At 70.6% G+C, this 16040-nt stretch carries 11 protein-coding genes; 4 read left to right on the top strand and 7 right to left on the bottom strand.

Annotated elements, in window-relative coordinates:
* Window positions 1-85 precede the first annotated feature (85 nt).
* Together ACIBF7_RS10995 and ACIBF7_RS10990 are read left to right on the top strand one after the other, a co-directional pair.
* Entirely contained in the window at window positions 86-1066 is a 981-nt protein-coding gene (locus ACIBF7_RS10995; RefSeq protein ID WP_219544604.1) for an alpha/beta hydrolase, read from the top strand.
* A 131-nt stretch (window positions 1067-1197) separates the two neighbouring features.
* On the top strand, window positions 1198-2031 hold the full coding sequence (locus ACIBF7_RS10990) for a siderophore-interacting protein (protein ID WP_397196991.1): 834 nt from the start codon (window positions 1198-1200) through the stop codon (window positions 2029-2031).
* On the opposite strand, the gene ACIBF7_RS10985 is transcribed toward ACIBF7_RS10990, so the two are convergent.
* From ACIBF7_RS10985 to aceA, 3 genes are all read right to left on the bottom strand, one after another.
* The gene (locus ACIBF7_RS10985; RefSeq protein WP_397196990.1) at window positions 2024-3301 is read right to left on the bottom strand and encodes a TolB family protein; all 1278 of its coding nucleotides are present in this window, start codon (window positions 3299-3301) and stop codon (window positions 2024-2026) included. The two genes, ACIBF7_RS10990 and ACIBF7_RS10985, sit on opposite strands and share 8 nt — an antisense overlap.
* Entirely contained in the window at window positions 3298-3831 is a 534-nt protein-coding gene (locus tag ACIBF7_RS10980; RefSeq protein WP_364227758.1) for a SigE family RNA polymerase sigma factor, read from the bottom strand. Before ACIBF7_RS10980 ends, ACIBF7_RS10985 begins: the two co-directional genes overlap by 4 nt.
* 140 nt (window positions 3832-3971) lie before the next feature.
* Window positions 3972-5258 (bottom strand): isocitrate lyase, encoded by a 1287-nt coding sequence (aceA, locus tag ACIBF7_RS10975; protein WP_148032372.1) that lies wholly within the window; start codon window positions 5256-5258, stop codon window positions 3972-3974.
* Window positions 5259-5516: 258 nt separating this feature from the next.
* On the opposite strand from aceA, the gene ACIBF7_RS10970 reads away from it, so the two are divergent.
* Window positions 5517-6989, top strand: a complete 1473-nt coding sequence (locus ACIBF7_RS10970) for a helix-turn-helix domain-containing protein (RefSeq protein WP_378525098.1) — start codon at window positions 5517-5519, stop codon at window positions 6987-6989.
* Between the two features lie 42 nt (window positions 6990-7031).
* Window positions 7032-7955, top strand: a complete 924-nt coding sequence (locus ACIBF7_RS10965) for a glucosyl-3-phosphoglycerate synthase (protein ID WP_148032371.1) — start codon at window positions 7032-7034, stop codon at window positions 7953-7955.
* Window positions 7956-7974: 19 nt separating this feature from the next.
* On the opposite strand, the gene ACIBF7_RS10960 is transcribed toward ACIBF7_RS10965, so the two are convergent.
* The 4 genes from ACIBF7_RS10960 to ACIBF7_RS10945 all read right to left on the bottom strand — a co-directional run bounded on the left by ACIBF7_RS10960 (window position 7975) and on the right by ACIBF7_RS10945 (window position 15913).
* Window positions 7975-11223, bottom strand: coding sequence for a discoidin domain-containing protein (locus tag ACIBF7_RS10960; RefSeq protein WP_397196989.1), 3249 nt, complete (start codon window positions 11221-11223; stop codon window positions 7975-7977).
* A complete protein-coding gene (locus ACIBF7_RS10955) occupies window positions 11220-12608 on the bottom strand; it encodes a glycoside hydrolase family 43 protein (RefSeq protein WP_397196988.1) in 1389 nt (462 codons plus the stop codon). The genes ACIBF7_RS10960 and ACIBF7_RS10955 overlap by 4 nt, the downstream gene beginning before the upstream one ends.
* Before the next feature lie 276 nt (window positions 12609-12884).
* Window positions 12885-14813, bottom strand: coding sequence for an Ig domain-containing protein (locus tag ACIBF7_RS10950; RefSeq protein ID WP_397196987.1), 1929 nt, complete (start codon window positions 14811-14813; stop codon window positions 12885-12887).
* Between the two features lie 74 nt (window positions 14814-14887).
* The gene (locus tag ACIBF7_RS10945; RefSeq protein WP_219544610.1) at window positions 14888-15913 is read right to left on the bottom strand and encodes a LacI family DNA-binding transcriptional regulator; all 1026 of its coding nucleotides are present in this window, start codon (window positions 15911-15913) and stop codon (window positions 14888-14890) included.
* Between the last annotated feature and the right edge of the window lie 127 nt (window positions 15914-16040).

The following is a 16040-nucleotide window of genomic DNA, read 5'->3' as shown; positions in this document are numbered from 1 at the left end:
CCGAAATGTCCGGGAAAAGCGATGAGATACTTACCGACGGGTAGAGCGATGTTCTGGCGGGGAATCAACATGCCGGAGGCCCGAAATGCACCTGGACAGGGATGTCGCTCCCGAGTATCCACTGAGCTGGCAGGCCCGCGCTCTCACCGGCCTCATGCGTCACACCCTCAAGCCGGCCTCCCATCTGTTCCTGCGCCACGCCCTGGCGCTGACCGCCGCGTCCCAGCTGGGAGAGCTGGTCAGGCTGCTCCCCGCGGCGACGCCCGACCACGTCTCGCTGGTTCCCGCCGCGTTCTCCGCGTGCGGCGGCGAGTGGGTACGCGGGCGTGACACGCTGGACGAGCACAAGGTGGTGCTGTATCTGCACGGCGGCGGCTACTTCTCGTGCTCACCCCGCACGCACCGGCCGATCACCTGGCGCCTGTCGGCGGTGGCGGGCCGCCCGGTGCTGGCGCTGGACTACCGCCAGGGTCCGGTGCACAAGCTGGCCGACTCGCTGAGCGACTCCCTCGAAGCCTACGACTGCCTGCTGGGGCGCGGGTACGAGCCGGAAGACATGATCATCGCGGGCGACTCCGCGGGCGGGCACCTGACCCTGGCGACGCTGCTGGCGCTGCGTGACCGCGGCCTGCCGCTGCCGTCGGCGGCCCTGTGCCTGTCGCCCTGGGCCGACCTGACCGACTTCCCCCGGCGCGCGAACCGCTGGCAGGACCCGATGCTGCCGGCCGGGCGGGTGCGCTGGCTGGCCCGCCGCTGGACCGACGGGCTGGACCCGCGCGACCCGCTGGTCTCCCCGGTGCTCGGCGACTTCACCGGGCTGCCGCCGCTGATGATCGTCACCGGGTCGACCGAGGTGCTCAGGGACGAGGCCCGCCGCGTCGCCGAGCGGGCCAGGGACGGCGGCGTGCCGGTGACCTACGAGGAGTGGCCGCGCATGCCGCACGTGTTCCCGATCCTGGCGGACGTGCTGCCGGAGGCGCGGCTGGCGTTCCGGCACATGGCGATGTTCCTGGCGGCCGTGGCCGGTCTGGAGGAGCTGGCGGCGGAGGACGAGGCCGCCGCCTGAAGGTCGCGCACGGGGGGTGAATCGGCTGCCGGGACAGGGGCAGAGGGGCGAGAGTGACATTTCGCATCGCGCTGACGCCGCGCGGGGAGCAGAGTGTAGGTTAGGCACCCCTAAGCAAGGAGCTGTTCCGCATGACCGGTAAGCCGAGGGATCACCACCGAGGCGTCGTGCTGCGTACCGAGCGCATCGCGCCGCACATGATCCGGGTCATCGTCGGAGGTGACGGACTCCGCGACTTCGAGACGTCCGGCCACACCGACACTTACGTGAAGATCGTGTTCCCGCACGAGGGGGTCGACTACCCCCAGCCGTTCAGCGTCAAGCAGGTACGGGAGACCATGCCGCGCGAGTTCTGGCCGCGGCTGCGCACCTACACCGTGCGCGCCTGGGACCCCGACACCCGCGAGCTGACGCTCGACTTCGTCTACCACGGCGACGAGGGCCTGGCCGGCCCGTGGGCGGCCAACGCCGGACCGGGTGACGAGCTGCTCATGATCGGACCCGGCGGCGGCTACGCGCCCGGCCCGGAGGCCGACTGGCACCTGTTCGCCGGTGACGAGAGCGCGCTGCCCGCCATCGCCGCGTCCCTGGAGGCGCTGCCCGAGGGGGCGCGGGCGTTCGCGTTCATCGAGGTGGCGGGGCCGGAGGAGGAGATCAAGCTGAGCACGCCCGGCGACGTCGAGGTGGTCTGGTTGTACCGGGGCGACCGCCCGGTCGGGCAGGCCCTGGTGGAGGCGGTGTGCTCCTTCGGCTTCCCGGCCGGGCGGGTGCAGGCGTTCGTGCACGGCGAGGCCGGGTTCGTCAAGCAGCTCCGCCGCCACCTGCGGGTCGGCCTGGGCATCCCGATGGCGCACCTGTCGATCTCCGGTTACTGGCGGGCCGGAGCGGACGACGAGTCGTGGCGCGCGGTCAAGAAGGACTGGAACAAGCAGGTCGAGGCCGAGGAAGCCGCCAGCCTCACCTGATCTTCGTGACGTCGATCACGCGCAGGGTGTCCCCGGCCGGGTAGGCGAGGAGCCTGCCGTCGTCGTCGAAGCCGGGACTCATGACGCTGACGCCGCCGTCCGTCCGCTTCGACGGGACGCCGAGGTCGGCGGAAGCACCGGTGCGCAGGTCGAAGAGGACGACGCCGACCGAGTCCTCGCCGTAGGGGATCGTGGCGACGTGGAAGCGGTCCAGGGCGGGCGGCGTCCAGGCCATGCCGCCGGGCAACTCCTGCTGCCGGGAGCCGTCGCGCAGCCGGTGGAAGGCGGTCGCCCCGGAGCTGCCGACGCAGAGTGTCACGCCGCAGGCATGCACCTGCTCGCCGTCCCTTGCCAGGGCCCGGTCGGTCTCGCCGGTCCGCAGGTTGCGGATCAGGCCGTAGTGCGCGCCTTCGCCCCCGCTGTACGGGCCGGGGGTGCCGATCCACGGCCAGGACAGCAGGTGCATGCCCGCCCCGTTCTCGAGCGGCTCCACCTCGCCGCCGCCGAGCGGGACCGTGAACACTCCCCCGGAGCGGGCCGAGAACGCGACCCGGTCGCCGACGATCTCGACCTTGTCCAGGCCGCGCTCGTCGAGCCGGCTCCCGATCAGCCGCGCCTCGCCGCCCGCGAGGGGAGCCGCCCAGATCTGGGCGGTGCCGTCCTTGAGCTGCGTCCACCAGGCGACGTGCCCGCCGGCGGCGTCGAAGCCCGACGCGAACAGCGCGGTCCCCTTGGGGGTCACCACGTGGGTGATCTCGCGCAGGGCGAGCGTGTCCAGGTCGTAGGCGTACAGGGCGTCGGTCTTCTCGAACGAGGCCCAGGTGGAGACGAGCAGGGTCCGGTCGTCGTCGAGGAGGAGGATCGGCTGGATCTTCTTGCCTTCTGGCGTCTTGGCGGGAACCTCACGCAGCGCCTCCGGCCACACCGATCCGATCGGCTCCGGCTTGACGTCGTAGGACGGGGCGTGGGACTGGGCCGGCGACACGGGCGGCGACACTGCCGCCGTCGCCGTCGCGTCCGGGGTGACGGTGGCGGCCCGGTCGGCGGCCCTGTCGGCGGCTCTGTCTGCGGCGCGCAGGCCGCCCGCGACCCCGCCCGCGATCACCACGACCGCCGCGCCGGCGAGCAGCGCCTGCCTGCGCTGCCTGCGCCGCCGGTAGCGGGCCTCCACCTGGGAGGCGGCCGCCTCGGCGGGCAGTCCGGGCGCCTGGCCTGCGGCCTGCCGCAGCGTCCTGCGCAGGGTGTCCTCCACGTCGGGCGTCCGGTTCATCGCGCTCCCTCCCCGACCGCGCTCCACTCGGCGGGGACGGCGGCGCGCAGCTTGTCCAGCGCCCGCGACGCCTGGCTGCGCACGGTGCCGCGGGAGACGCCGAGCACCTTGGCGATCTCGGCGTCGTCGAGCTGCTCGTAGTAGCGCAGCACCAGGACGGCGCGCTGCTTGCGGGGCAGGCCGGCCAGCGCCAGCCACATGGCGCGCTCGTCGCCGCTGGGCAGCGCGTCGCGGTGCTCCCTGTCAGGTGGCTCCCAGGTGAGCTGTTCGCGTCTGCGCCGCCGCCAGGCCGCGATGTGCAGCCGTGCCATCGTGGTGCGCGCGTAGCTCTCGGGGTTGTCCTTGGAGCGCAGCCGCGGCCAGGCGGCCCGCACCTTGAGCAGCGCCTCCTGCACCAGGTCGGCGGCGTCGTGCGGGTTGCCCGCGAGCACGTAGCCGTAGCGCATCAGCGCCTCACCCCGCTCGGCGACGAACTCCGCGAATCGGGCGTCTCCATCCACCTGCTCCAGCCTTCCGTCGATTCCTTCCACCTCTCAGAGAAGGAACGCGGCCGATCCGTTGCACGGGCTGGCGGACATGGGTCGGCCGCGCCAGGCCGGGGAAGGTCTGGCGCGGCCGTTCGCCGGGGGGAACCACCCATGCCCTGGAGGTAACCGGCGAGCTCATGCGGTCAGTGGGCGAACTGCTCCTCCTCGGTCGACCCCTTGAGCGCGGTGGTCGAGGAGTCGGGCGAGATGGCCGTGCTGACCAGGTCGAAGTAGCCGGTGCCGACCTCGCGCTGGTGGCGGGTGGCGGTGTATCCGTGCGCCTCCGCGGCGAACTCCGCCTCCTGCAGGTCCACGTACGCGGTCATGCCGTCGGTCGCGTACCCCTGGGCGAGGTGGAACATCGAGTAGTTCAGCGAGTGGAACCCGGCGAGGGTGATGAACTGGAACTTGTACCCCATGTGCCCCAGCTCGCGCTGGAACTTGGCGATGGTGGAGTCGTCCAGGTGCTGCTTCCAGTTGAAGGAAGGCGAGCAGTTGTAGGCCAGCATCTGGTCCGGATACCGGGCCTTGATCGCCTCGGCGAACTCGCGGGCCACGTCCAGGTCGGGCGTGCCGGTCTCCATCCAGAGCAGGTCGGAGTGCGGGGCGTAGGCGAGGCCGCGGGCGATGCACGCCTCGATGCCGTTGCGCACCCGGTAGAAGCCTTCGGCGGTGCGCTCGCCGGTGCAGAACTCCTGGTCGCGCGGGTCCACGTCGCTGGTCAGGAGCGTCGCGGCCTGGGCGTCGGTCCGCGCGATGACCAGGGAGGGGACTCCCGCGACGTCCGCGGCGAGGCGGGCGGCGTTGAGGGTCTTGATGTGCTGGCCGGTCGGGATGAGCACCTTCCCGCCGAGGTGGCCGCACTTCTTCTCGGAGGCGAGCTGGTCCTCCCAGTGCACGCCGGCGGCGCCGGCGGCGATCATGCCCTTCATCAGCTCGAAGGCGTTGAGTACGCCGCCGAACCCGGCCTCGGCGTCGGCCACGATGGGCGCCAGCCAGTGCGGCGCGTCCTCCCGGCCCTCCGACCAGGTGATCTGGTCGGCGCGCAGCAGCGCGTTGTTGATGCGGCGCACCACGGCCGGCACGGAGTTGGCCGGGTAGAGGCTCTGGTCGGGGTAGGTCTGCGCCCCCAGGTTGGCGTCGGCGGCGACCTGCCAGCCGGACAGGTAGATGGCCTTCAGCCCGGCCTTCACCTGCTGCACGGCCTGGTTGCCGGTCAGCGCGCCGAGCGAGTGCACGTACTCCTCGGTGTGCAACAGGCTCCACAGCCGTTCGGCGCCGAGCCGGGCGAGCGTGTGCTCCTCCTGGACGCTGCCACGCAACCGGATCACGTCCTCGGCGCTGTAGGTGCGCTCGATGCCGGCCCAGCGCGGGTCGTTCTCCCACTCGTCCCGCAGCTGCTCGGCGGCTCCCTTGAGGCGATCGTTCATCGTTCACTCCTTTGTCGTCCCCTGGGGCGTATGCCGAGTCTGTGCCCCCGTGACCCCCGGCAACAGCCAGAACGGGAGAGAAAAACCTGCGAATTTCCGCCACACGCAACTACTGGCCGGTCTTCAGGGGAGAAAAAATCGAGAGTTTTCTCTATGGACTAGACCACTGGTCAGAGGTGGTGTGCCCGGCCTCACAGGGCCTGCGGGCGCCTCCCGTACGTCTAGAAGATGAGCGGAATTTCCGACTAAGATGCGTGCATGGCGTCCTTGCTGGGTGAAGAACCGCTGACTTTGACGCATGAGCTCGATCTCATCGCGTTCGGGCAACGCCTGCGCCACCTCCGCAAGCAGCGCGGGCTCACCCTCTCCGACCTGGGCGAACGGGTCAGCAGGGCGCCCAGCCAGCTCTCCCTGCTGGAGAACGGCAAGCGCGAGCCCAAGCTCTCCCTGCTCAAGTCGCTCGCCTCGGCGCTGAACGTGCCGGTCGAGGAGCTGCTGCGCCGCCAGCCGCCCAACCGCCGCGCCCAGCTGGAGATCGCCCTCGAAGAGGCCCAGCGCGACCCCATCTACGCCGACCTCGGGCTGCCGCGTCTCAAGGTCTCCGCCCGCGTGCCCAACGACGTGCTGGAACACATCCTCGGCCTCTACGGCGAGCTGCGCTCCCGCGAGGCGCGCGGCACCGCCACCCCCGAGGAGGCCAGGGCTGCCAACGCCGAGCTGCGCCGCCGCCAGCGCGAGCTGGGCAACTACTTCCCCGAGATCGAGCAGGCCGCCGCCGAGGCGCTCGGCTCCGTCGGCTACCGCGCCGGCGCCCTCTCGCAGAGCATGATCCAGAGCCTGGTGACGCACTTCGGCTACACCGTGCACACCGCCCAGGACCTGCCCCGGTCGGTGCGTTCCATCACCGACATGCGCAACCGCCGCATCTACGTCAAGCACGAGCAGCTCGGCATGCACACCCCGCGCACCATCCTGCTCCAGACGCTCGGCCACCTCGCGCTCGGCCACAACAAGCCCCGCGACTTCGCCGACTTCCTGCGCCAGCGCACCGAGGCCAACTACTTCGCCGCCGCCGTGCTCGTGCCGGAGAAGGCCGCCGCCGTCTACCTGCAGGAGGCCAAGGCCGACCGGGCGCTGTCGGTGGAGGACCTGCGCGACGTGTTCGCGGTCTCGTACGAGATGGCCGCCCACCGCTTCACCAACCTCGCCACCCACCACCTCGACCTGGTCTGCCACTTCGTCCGCAACGACGCCGGCGGCATCATCTACAAGGCGTACGAGAACGACGGCATCGTCTTCCCCGCCGACGAGCAGGGCGCCATCGAGGGGCAGCGGATGTGCCTGCAGTGGTCGGGCCGCCAGGTGTTCGCCTCGCCCGACCGCTTCTCCGTCTACTACCAGTACTCCGACTCGCCCACGGGCACCTACTTCTGCGTCGCGCACGTCGACCCGTCACGGGAGCGCGACTTCGCCATCACGCTCGGGGTGCCGTTCAAGGAGTCGCGCTGGTTCCGCGGCCGCGAGACCACCAACCGCACCAAGTCCACCTGCCCCAACGGCGACTGCTGCCGCCGCCCGCCCACCGCGCTGGCCGAGCGCTGGGAGGGCTACGCCTGGCCGTCGGCCCGCGCCAACTCGCACGTGCTCGCCGCCCTGCCGCCCGGTTCCTTCCCCGGCGTCGACGAGGCGGATGTTTACACATTCTTGGAGCGCCACGCCGTCACGGGTTGACCCCCGGAGGGCAGAACTCAGGGGATGAACGGGGGTGGTCGCATGCTGCCTGAAGTTCGGACCTGGTTGCGGCGCCGCACCACACGCACGACCGACTGGCCGGTGCGCGAGCTGGCCGAGGCGAAGGGCCGCACGTCTGTCAGCGTGGTTCTACCCGCGCGTGACGAACGCGACACCGTGGGTCACATCGTCGGCGTCATCCTCGACGAGCTGGGCGGCCTCGTGGACGAGGTCGTGGTCATCGACTCCTGCTCCACCGACGACACCGCCGCCGTCGCCGCCCGCGCCGGCGCCGACGTGCACGCCCAGGACGCCATCCTGCCCGAGCTGGGCCCGCTCGACGGCAAGGGCGAGGCGCTGTGGAAGTCCCTCGCCGTCACCAGCGGCGACATCGTGGCGTTCGTCGACGCCGACATCCGCGGCTTCCAGTCGTCCCTGGTGAGCGGACTGCTCGGCCCGCTGCTCACCGACCGCAGCGTCGCCTACGCCAAGGGCTGCTACGACCGGCCGCTCGACGGCGCACCCAACGGCGGCGGCCGCGTCACCGAACTGGTCGCCCGCCCGCTCATCAACCTCCACTGGCCCGAGCTCGCCGGGTTCGTCCAGCCGCTCGCCGGCGAGTACGCCGGCCGCCGCTCCGCGCTGGAGCGGGTGCCGTTCCTCACCCGGTACGGGGTCGAGCTCGGGCTGCTCGTCGACCTGCTCGACCTGGCGGGGCTGGACGCGTTCGCCCAGGTCGACCTGGGCTCCCGCGAGCACGCGCCGCAGTCGACCGAGGCCCTGGGCAACATGGCGGCCCAGATCATGCTGGCCGCCTACTCGCGGCTGCTCCGCCAGGGCAAGCTCGGCCGCTGCCACGACCTGTCGTCCTGCCTCGACCAGTTCCGCCGCTGCGCGGGCGGCCACCGGGTGGTCAGCAGCGACGTCTCCATCGCCGAACGACCCCCGATGCTGACACTGCGGTGAGGCAGGACGACGCCGGGTCCTACGTTCCGAAGGCCTTCACCTCCAGCAGGCCCACGGAGGACGAGCCGTTGCCGGTGAGCAGCACCCGCAGGCGGGTGGTGTTCACCGAGGAGAAGGTGACGGTGTTGTACTGGTTCTTGGCCAGCCCGTAGGCGCTCGCGCCCGGGACGTCCGCGTACGCGCTGCCGTTCCAGTACTGCAGCTTCCACGACGCCGGCATGTCGATGCCCTGCTCGTCGTCGAAGAAGTACACGTCGGCACGGTTGAGCGCCTGCGCCGACGACCAGGTGAGCTCCGCCCAGTGCTGGCCCGTCTCGGGCCAGGTGCCCCAGCGGGTGCCCTGGTTGGGGCCGGGGATGTTGGAGCTGGCCGGCTCGCCGCCGTCGTTGACGGCGGCGCAGCTCTCCCACGCCGAGGTGTAGGAGCAGGACGCGGTGGCCGACAGCGCCCGGTTGGCCGGAGGCTGGACGCCGCCCCGGTTGACCACCTTGAACTCGGTCAGGCCCACCTTGGACCCGGAGGCGTTCGCGGCCAGCATCCGCACCCGCTGGGCCGTGACCGGGGTGAACGTGACCTTGTTGAGGTTCGCCCGCGGGCTGCCGGGCGACTTGACCTGGCTGCTCACGGTCACCCAGGAGCTGCCGTTCCAGTACTGGATGTCGTAGGACGCGGGCGCCCGGTAGGTGCCGCTGGCCGGCCGGCTGTCACGGAAGTGGAGCCAGACCTCGTTGAAGGTCTGCGGCGACCCGAAGTCGACCTCGTACCAGTCCTGGCTGTTGGGCGAGCCGCCCGCGCCCCAGAACGGCTCGTTGGTCGGCAGGCCGTCGCGCGCCCCGGCCACGCTGGTGCCGGACCCGGTGTGGGAGGCGGTGGCCGAGCCCATGGCGGCCAGGTTGGTGAGGCCGGCCGTCAGGTCGACGCCCGCCTTGGCGAGCATGTCCACCATGCGGGCGCCGGTGTGCGCGACCTGCGCGGGCGCCTGCATGCCGGACGCGGCACTGTTGTAGAGGACGTTCGCCGAGGTGGTGACCGCGCCGGTGGCCGGGTTGTAGGTCAGCGGCGCCAGCCGGTCGATCGTCGCCCGGCGGACCCCGTTGACGTAGATGGAGTAGCCCTGCGGGATCCCGGCGTAGCGCACCACGCCGTCGGCCGGATCGTCCCAGACGATGGTCAGGTCGCTGTTGCGGTAGCGCAGGTTGTTGACGGTGAAGTGGGACCAGCCGATGTCGATCGGGCTCAGCTCCACCTGGGCGTCCGAGCGGGGGCGCAGGCCCGCGACGTCCTCGATCACGGTCCAGTTGCTGCTGCCCAGGATGTTGTGGTGGATCCAGGATCGGTACTGGATGCTGCTGCCGTTCCAGTCGGCCCAGAACTCGTTGGCGTCGGGCCACTGGGTGTTGCCGCCGACGTACTGCGCCCAGGCGTTCCAGTAGAGCAGCTTCTTGTACCAGGTGGCGTCGATCCACTCGTTGGGGTAGTTGCGCAGCACCGAGGAGAGCAGCCGGAACTGCACCGTCGAGTTGATCGTGGAGAAGTTGTTGCTGCCCGTGCCCGAGGCCGCCTTGTCCCGCTGGTTGGCGGTGTAGAACGGGAAGATCGGATACTCGGCCGGGTCGTCGAACAGACGCAGCGCCTGCCGGTAGGTCGCGGTGTTGGGCACGGCGCCCACCGCGAACGGGTAGTAGTTGTTGATCTCCTTCCACGGCACCCACTCGTTGGTGGAGACGTGCCGGTGCTCGAACAGCTGCCGGTTCGGGTTCCACAGCACGTTGACCAGCGCGTTGCCGATGTCGGTGGCCAGGGTGTTCATCTCGTTGGCCTTGGCGGTGTTGCCGAGCAGCGCGTACGCCTGCGCCGCGGCCTTCACCCCGCTGTACTGGTAGGCGCCCTCGGCCCGGTCCAGCCAGCCGGAACGCCAGTGGAAGGAGACGGCGTCGGCGTCGTTGCCGGTCAGGGCGCCCCAGTCGTACTCGATGACCTTGTCGTTGTCGTGGTCGTAGAAGGACAACTGCCCCTTGACGTCCTGCTCGGCGTAGCGGGCCAGGTTGCCCACGATGCCGGGCTGGCCGCCGTGGATCTGGTAGCTCTTCCACGCCGCCTCGGCGACGTACTGCGTGTAGCTGTTGGACCAGTTCTCCGGGTCGCCGGGGTTGTCGGCGAACCGGCCGCTCTTCGAGGTCTGCCCGATCGACAGCCACGGCCCGTACGACCACACCGGGTCGCGCAGGTACTTCAGGTCGTCGATGTGCATCGGCTGGGTGAGCACGATCGCGTTGTTGTAGCCCAGCACCCCCTCCATGGACGTGGGGAACTGGAAGGTCTGCCCGGGGATGTCGGCGTCGAGGTGGTTGTAGCGCATCAGCCACCAGCGGTAGTAGACGTTCTTCTTGATCGCCGGCTCGGGCACGTCGATGTAGGGCACGTTGTCGGCCCACCACCGGTTGTACTCCCGCACGTGGGTGGCGAACGCGGTGGCGGGGGAGTGGCCGCGGTAGGCGTTGTACTCGGTGAGCGACCCGGGCAGCTCGTTGGTGACGAACCCCATCTGCACCTTGACCGTCACCGTCTGCCCGGCCGCCACGGTGACCGACCGGTTCAGCCCGCCGGAGCTGACGGTGAACCCGTCCCCGGACAGCCGCGGGTAGATCGTGGTCAGGTTGTTGTAGGCGTTGACCTGCCCGGTCAGCTCGCTGCCGCTGCCCGTGCTGGTGTAGGGCGAGGTGGCGCGCAGGTTCAGCGTCGCCGACGAGCCGCCGTTGTTGGTGACGGCCACGTTGGTGACCGCGACGTTCTCGTTGGTGATGAACTTGGTGACGTTGGCGACCAGCGAGCCGCTGGTGTGCACGCTCTTCCAGTGGCTGGGCGCCTGCCAGCGCTGGCCGGGCTGCTCGGTCCAGCTTCCGGAGCCCAGCGCGATGCTGTAGGCGTTCTGGTTGCTGATGCTCTCCCAGTACGCGACCTGCCCGCCGAACCCGATGACCGACGGGGTGTGCGTCTTCATGAACAGGGCGCGGCCCCGCGTCATCAGCCAGGTGCCCGCCGGGTCGTTGCCGGGCCTGGCCAGCAGCCGGTCCATCCAGAAGTCGGTGCCGGAGCTCTCGGCGTCGTAGATGGCCCGCATCATGTCGCCCGCGGTGTACGCGGCCGGCACGGCGGGGATCGCCGGGCCGCCGAACGTCGGATAGCCGATGGTCTGGTCAGCCTGCGCCGGGGCGCCGGCCACGAGCGTCGCCGCGACCAGCAGTAGGGCGGTGAGGATCCGTCTCATGACAGCGCCCTCCATTCCAGGACACCGGTCGAGTAGCCGCTCTTCGAGGTGATGTTCAGCCGCAGCCGGGTGGTGGTGACCGCGTTGAACGTGGTGACGTTGAAGGTGTGCGGGGCGACGCCGCACGCCGACTGGCCGGGCACGTTCACGTACGCGCTGCCGTTCCAGTACTGCACCTGGCAGGAGGCGGGCAGGTCGATGCCCAGGTCGTCGTCGAACCAGTACGTCTCCACCCTGCTGACGCTCTGGGCGGCAGGCCACTGGTACTCGACCCACTGGGTGCCCTGCTGCGGCCAGTTGCCGTAGGCGCCGTGGCTGTGGTCGGCCGAGCCGGTGGGCGCGTACCCGTCCTTGATGGCGCCGAGCGTCTCCCACGGGGACACGTAGGAGGTGGACGGCGTCGCCGACAGGGCCAGGTTCTGCGAGCCTCCCGGCCCGGTGGTCTGGACGACCTTCTGCATGGTGCCGTCGGCGTTCCAGTAGAGCTTGTCGAGGGTGACGGAGCGGCGGAAGTTCCCGCCGCCCGGCGCGCCGGCGTTGTGGTACACCATGTACCACTGGCCCTTGAACTCGATGATCGCCGGATGGTTCGTCGTCGAGCTGACCTGGTCGAGCACGACCCCGCGGTGCGTCCACGGCCCGAGCGGGTTGCTCGCGGTGGCGTACCGGATGCACGCGTAGTTCGGCGCCGAGCACCCGGAGTCGTTGGCCGCGTAGGCGAGGTAGTAGGTCCCGTTGCGCTTGAACATCCAGGGCGCCTCCCAGAAGTTCGACACGCCCTGCGGGGTGACGACGGGGCCGTCCAGGGTGACCATGTCCGGCCTGAGCTTGGCCGCGCGCAGCCCGTAGTACGAGCCCCAGTACATGTAGACCTGGCCGTCGTCGTCGGTGAACACGGTCGGGTCGATGTTCAGCGGGGACGAGTTCGGGGTGCTGTCGCTGATCAGCGGCCCGCCCTTGGCGTCGGTGAACGGGCCGAGCGGGCTGTCGCCGACGGCCACCCCGATGTTCATCCAGCCGGGTCCGTTGCCGTTGACGGAGACGTACCAGTAGTAGCGGCCGTCGGCGCCGCGCTCGACCTCGCTGGCCCAGGCGTCCGCGCCGGCCCAGGGGAAGCTGGAGACCGAGAGGCGGGCGCCGTGGCCGGTGAAGGACGTGCCGTCGGTGGAGCTGAAGACGTGCCAGTCGCGCATGACGAAGTTGGTGCCGCCGGCCGGGGCCTCGTCACGCCCGGTGTAGAGGTACAGGGTGTCGCCCGCGACGAGGGCGGCCGGGTCGGCGGTGTAGATCGAGGTGGTGATCGGGGCCGCCGCGGAGGCGGGCGCGGCGAGGGCGGGGAGCAGGGCGACCGCGAACAGCGCGGCCAGGGCTCTTAATCGGGACATGGACGGGTCCTCCTACCTGGGGGGTTCTTGAGACGATCGTGTTAGCGCTAACATCACGGTTCGCCTCGTGGAAGGCAGGTGCGTTCTTGGTTCACCCGAGTGTTCGCGGCACCGCAGAAACCGTCAAGACCCAAGTTTCGAAAAGTCATGTTCGAGCAGGTCAGAGGCTAGTGAAAGGTTTTCGAAGCCGCCTTCTTTCCAGGGCCGGCCCCTCTGCCGGAGGAAGCGGCCAGGGGGCTCAACAGCGGCTGGTGGACCGAAAACCTTTCACCGCGTTCAGGAGAAGGCCTTCACTTCCAGCAGCCCGACCGACGCCGGGCCGCTCTGAAGCGCGACCCTGAGCCTGGTGGTGCTGACAGGGTCGAACGTGACCCGGTTGTAGGCGTTCGGCGCCACCGGGTAGGTGCCGGGGATGTCGGCGTACCCGCTGCCCGTCCAGCGCTGGAGCTTCCAGGAGGCCGGCAGCCGCACGCCACCGCCGTCGTCGAAGAAGTAGACCTCGGCGGAGCGGATCGTCTGGCTGCCGGGCCAGGTCAGCTCGGCCCACTGGGCGCCGGTCTGCGGCCAGGTGCCCCAGCGCGGGTTGGCGGTGTCGTTCGAGCGCGGCGGGTCGATCCCGTCGTTGATCGCCGCCACGCTCTCCCAGGGCGAGGTGTACGAGGCCGTCGGCGTGGCGGTGCCGGCCAGGTTCGCCGCGCCGCCGCCCACGGTGATCGTGAACGTCCTGGTCACCGGGGTGCTGAGCCGGTCGTAGTCGCGGAGCCTGACGGTGAACGTGGACGTGCCGGCCGTGGAGGGGGTGCCGGTGATGGCGCCGGTGAACCGGTCCAGGCTCAGTCCGGCCGGCAGCGTGCCGCCGTCGATCTGCCAGTCGTAGAACGGCACGCCGCCCTTGGCGGTCAGCCGCTGCTGGTAGGCCGCGCCCGGGGTGGCCTGGGGGAGCGAGGTGGTGACGATGGACGGCGGCAGGAACGGGGTGAGCTCGCGGTTGAGCCGCCAGCCCGCGTTCTCGGCCACCAGCAGCGCGAGCTTCGTCAGCATCCACCGGCGGGTGGGGAACAGATGGGTCCAGCCGCCGCTCTGGCCGCTGAGCCGGTCCCAGTACCGCTGCTCGCCGGGGATGTGGTAGCTCGAATCGAGCGGCACGGGGTAGCCCTGGTAGGCGGAGACGTCCGGGTCGTTCCCGCCGCCCTGGACGTAGGCGCGCATGCCCGCCCAGTCGCTGTGGAAGGCGACGGCGTGGCCGTACTCGTGCATTACCAGGCCGTGCACGTCGAGCACGTCGCCCTGGATCTCCGTCCGGTACCAGTCCTCGTCGGCGAGCGAGGTGAACAGCCGCTTCCCCGCCTCGTCGTACTCGAAGATCATGGACGTGGAGCGGTGGAGCGGGCCCGGGAGCCGCTGCCCGTTCCTGGTGCTGTAGCGGCCGTTGGCCGCGGGGTAGCCGGTCGAGTACGGGGTCTGGATGCCTCTGAAGAACACGTACATGCCGTTGTAGGCGGTCTGGTTGGTGACCGTGATCGTGTTCTGCCAGTCGTCGCCCGGCAGGTGGTTGGTCTCCGCGCCGGCGGCCACGGTGTCGAACGGCGCCATGTCGAAGAACCGGAACCAGTCCTTGACCGCCTCCTCCGACGCCGTCCTGAACGCGGGGTCCGAGAAGTAGCCGGTGATCGTGTCGTACCGGTAGTCGAACGTGACCGGCAGCGTCGGCTCCAGCGGCGTCTTCTCGTCCTGCTGCACCCGGATCGGCATCGACTGCTGGGACGTCGCGCCGCCCGCCTCCCTGACGGACAGCCGCAGCGTGTGGGTCTCGTCCTGGCCGGGGCCGCGCCTGGAGTGGATGGCGAGCTTGAACGTCTTCCGCTCGGCCGCGCCGGCGAAGGTGAGCGTCTTGGTGGCGCCGGTCGCGGTGAGCCGGCTCGGCAGGTCCATCATCAGCCGGGAGGTGCCCTCGGCCTTCAGGTCCACGGTGACGGGGTAGCGGGCGTCGGCCGGGGGCTTGACGGTGAGCTCGACGTACGGGTTGGCCAGGTAGCCCTGCCAGTCGACCAGCTGGACGCCGTGGCCGTTGACGGTCCTGCCGAACAGGTCAACGACCTCGGCGGGGGAGGCGGCATGCGCGGGTGTCGTCACACCGCCGGTGAGTAAGGAGCTGAGCAACAGCGCCGCCACGGCCGAGCGCGTGCGGCGGGATCCACGGTCCATACTGGACTCCTCGTGAGTTGGGAATAGGTTTTCCCAACCGGGACCGTAAGATGTCCCACAGCGCCCGTCAACCGTCAGCCCGTCCGCCGGGTCGACTCGCGGATCACCAGGCTCGCCGGGACGACCGTCACCCCGCCCGCCGCCGGGCGCCCGTCGATCGCGTCCATGATGTGCCGGGCGGCCAGCCGGCCGATCTCGCCCAGGTTCATGTCGACCGTGGTCAGCGGCGGGCGGCAGCCCAGCGCCATCGGCTCCCAGTTGTCGAACCCCACGAGCGCCACGTCGTCGGGCACCCGACGGCCCCGCTCGCGCAGCGTCTCGGCCACGCCTCTGGCGATCTGGTCACTGCCGCAGAAGACGGCGTCGACGTCGGGCGCGGCGTGCAGCAGCACGTCGGCGGCCTGCCTGCCCCACTCCTCGCTCCACTGCCCGAACAGCACCTCCCCGGCCGGCCGCAGCCCGGCCTCGGCCAGCGCGGCGGTGAGCCCCTGGGCGCGCCGCCGCGCCGCCTGGAACCGACGCGGCCCGGTGATGTGGCCGACGCGGGTGCGGCCGGTGGCCAGCAGGTGGCGCGCGGCCAGCGCGGCGCCGCCCTCGTCGTCGGGGACGAGCGACACGTCGCCCTCGTCGGTGGACTGCGTCATCGCGTAGACGACGGGGACGGGCAGCCGCCCGATGCCGGGCCTCGGCTCGGTGCGCCGGCCGGTGACGATGATCGCCTCGACCCGCCTGGCCAGCAGCCGCTCGACGTAGTGGCGCTCCCTGATGGGGTCGTCGCGGGTGTCGCACATGAACACCGAGATCTGGCCCGCGTCCAGCGCGTCCTCGGCGCCGAGCATCACCGGGATGCTGAAGCGCCCGAAGCTGTCGCCGGTGACCAGGCCGACCGTGTAGGTGCGCCCGGCCAGCAGGCCCTGGGCCAGCGGGTTGGGGCGGAAGCTGAGCCGCCGGGCGGCGGTGAGGACCCGGTCGCGGGTCTCGGCGCGCATGCGGCCCCGGCCGTTGAGCGCCTTGGACGCGGTGCCGATCGACACCTGCGCGGCCGCGGCGACGTCTCTGATCGTGACGGTCTTCGCCGTCCGCTCGGATGGGCTGGCCAACCGACTCCCCCTTCGCGGTCACACCTTAGCGTGGCCGTCCACCTCTTGACCCGTGGTGTATCACACCTTACCCTCCGGGTTGAGAAAACCTATTCCCACCGTTTTCTCTCTCCCGGTGAGGAGCTCG

Source organism: Nonomuraea sp. NPDC050478 (assembly GCF_044458265.1).
Classification (GTDB): Bacteria; Actinomycetota; Actinomycetes; order Streptosporangiales; family Streptosporangiaceae; genus Nonomuraea; species Nonomuraea ferruginea.
Note: the sequence above shows the minus strand (reverse complement) of the source record. Positions and strands in the feature narration are given on the sequence as shown.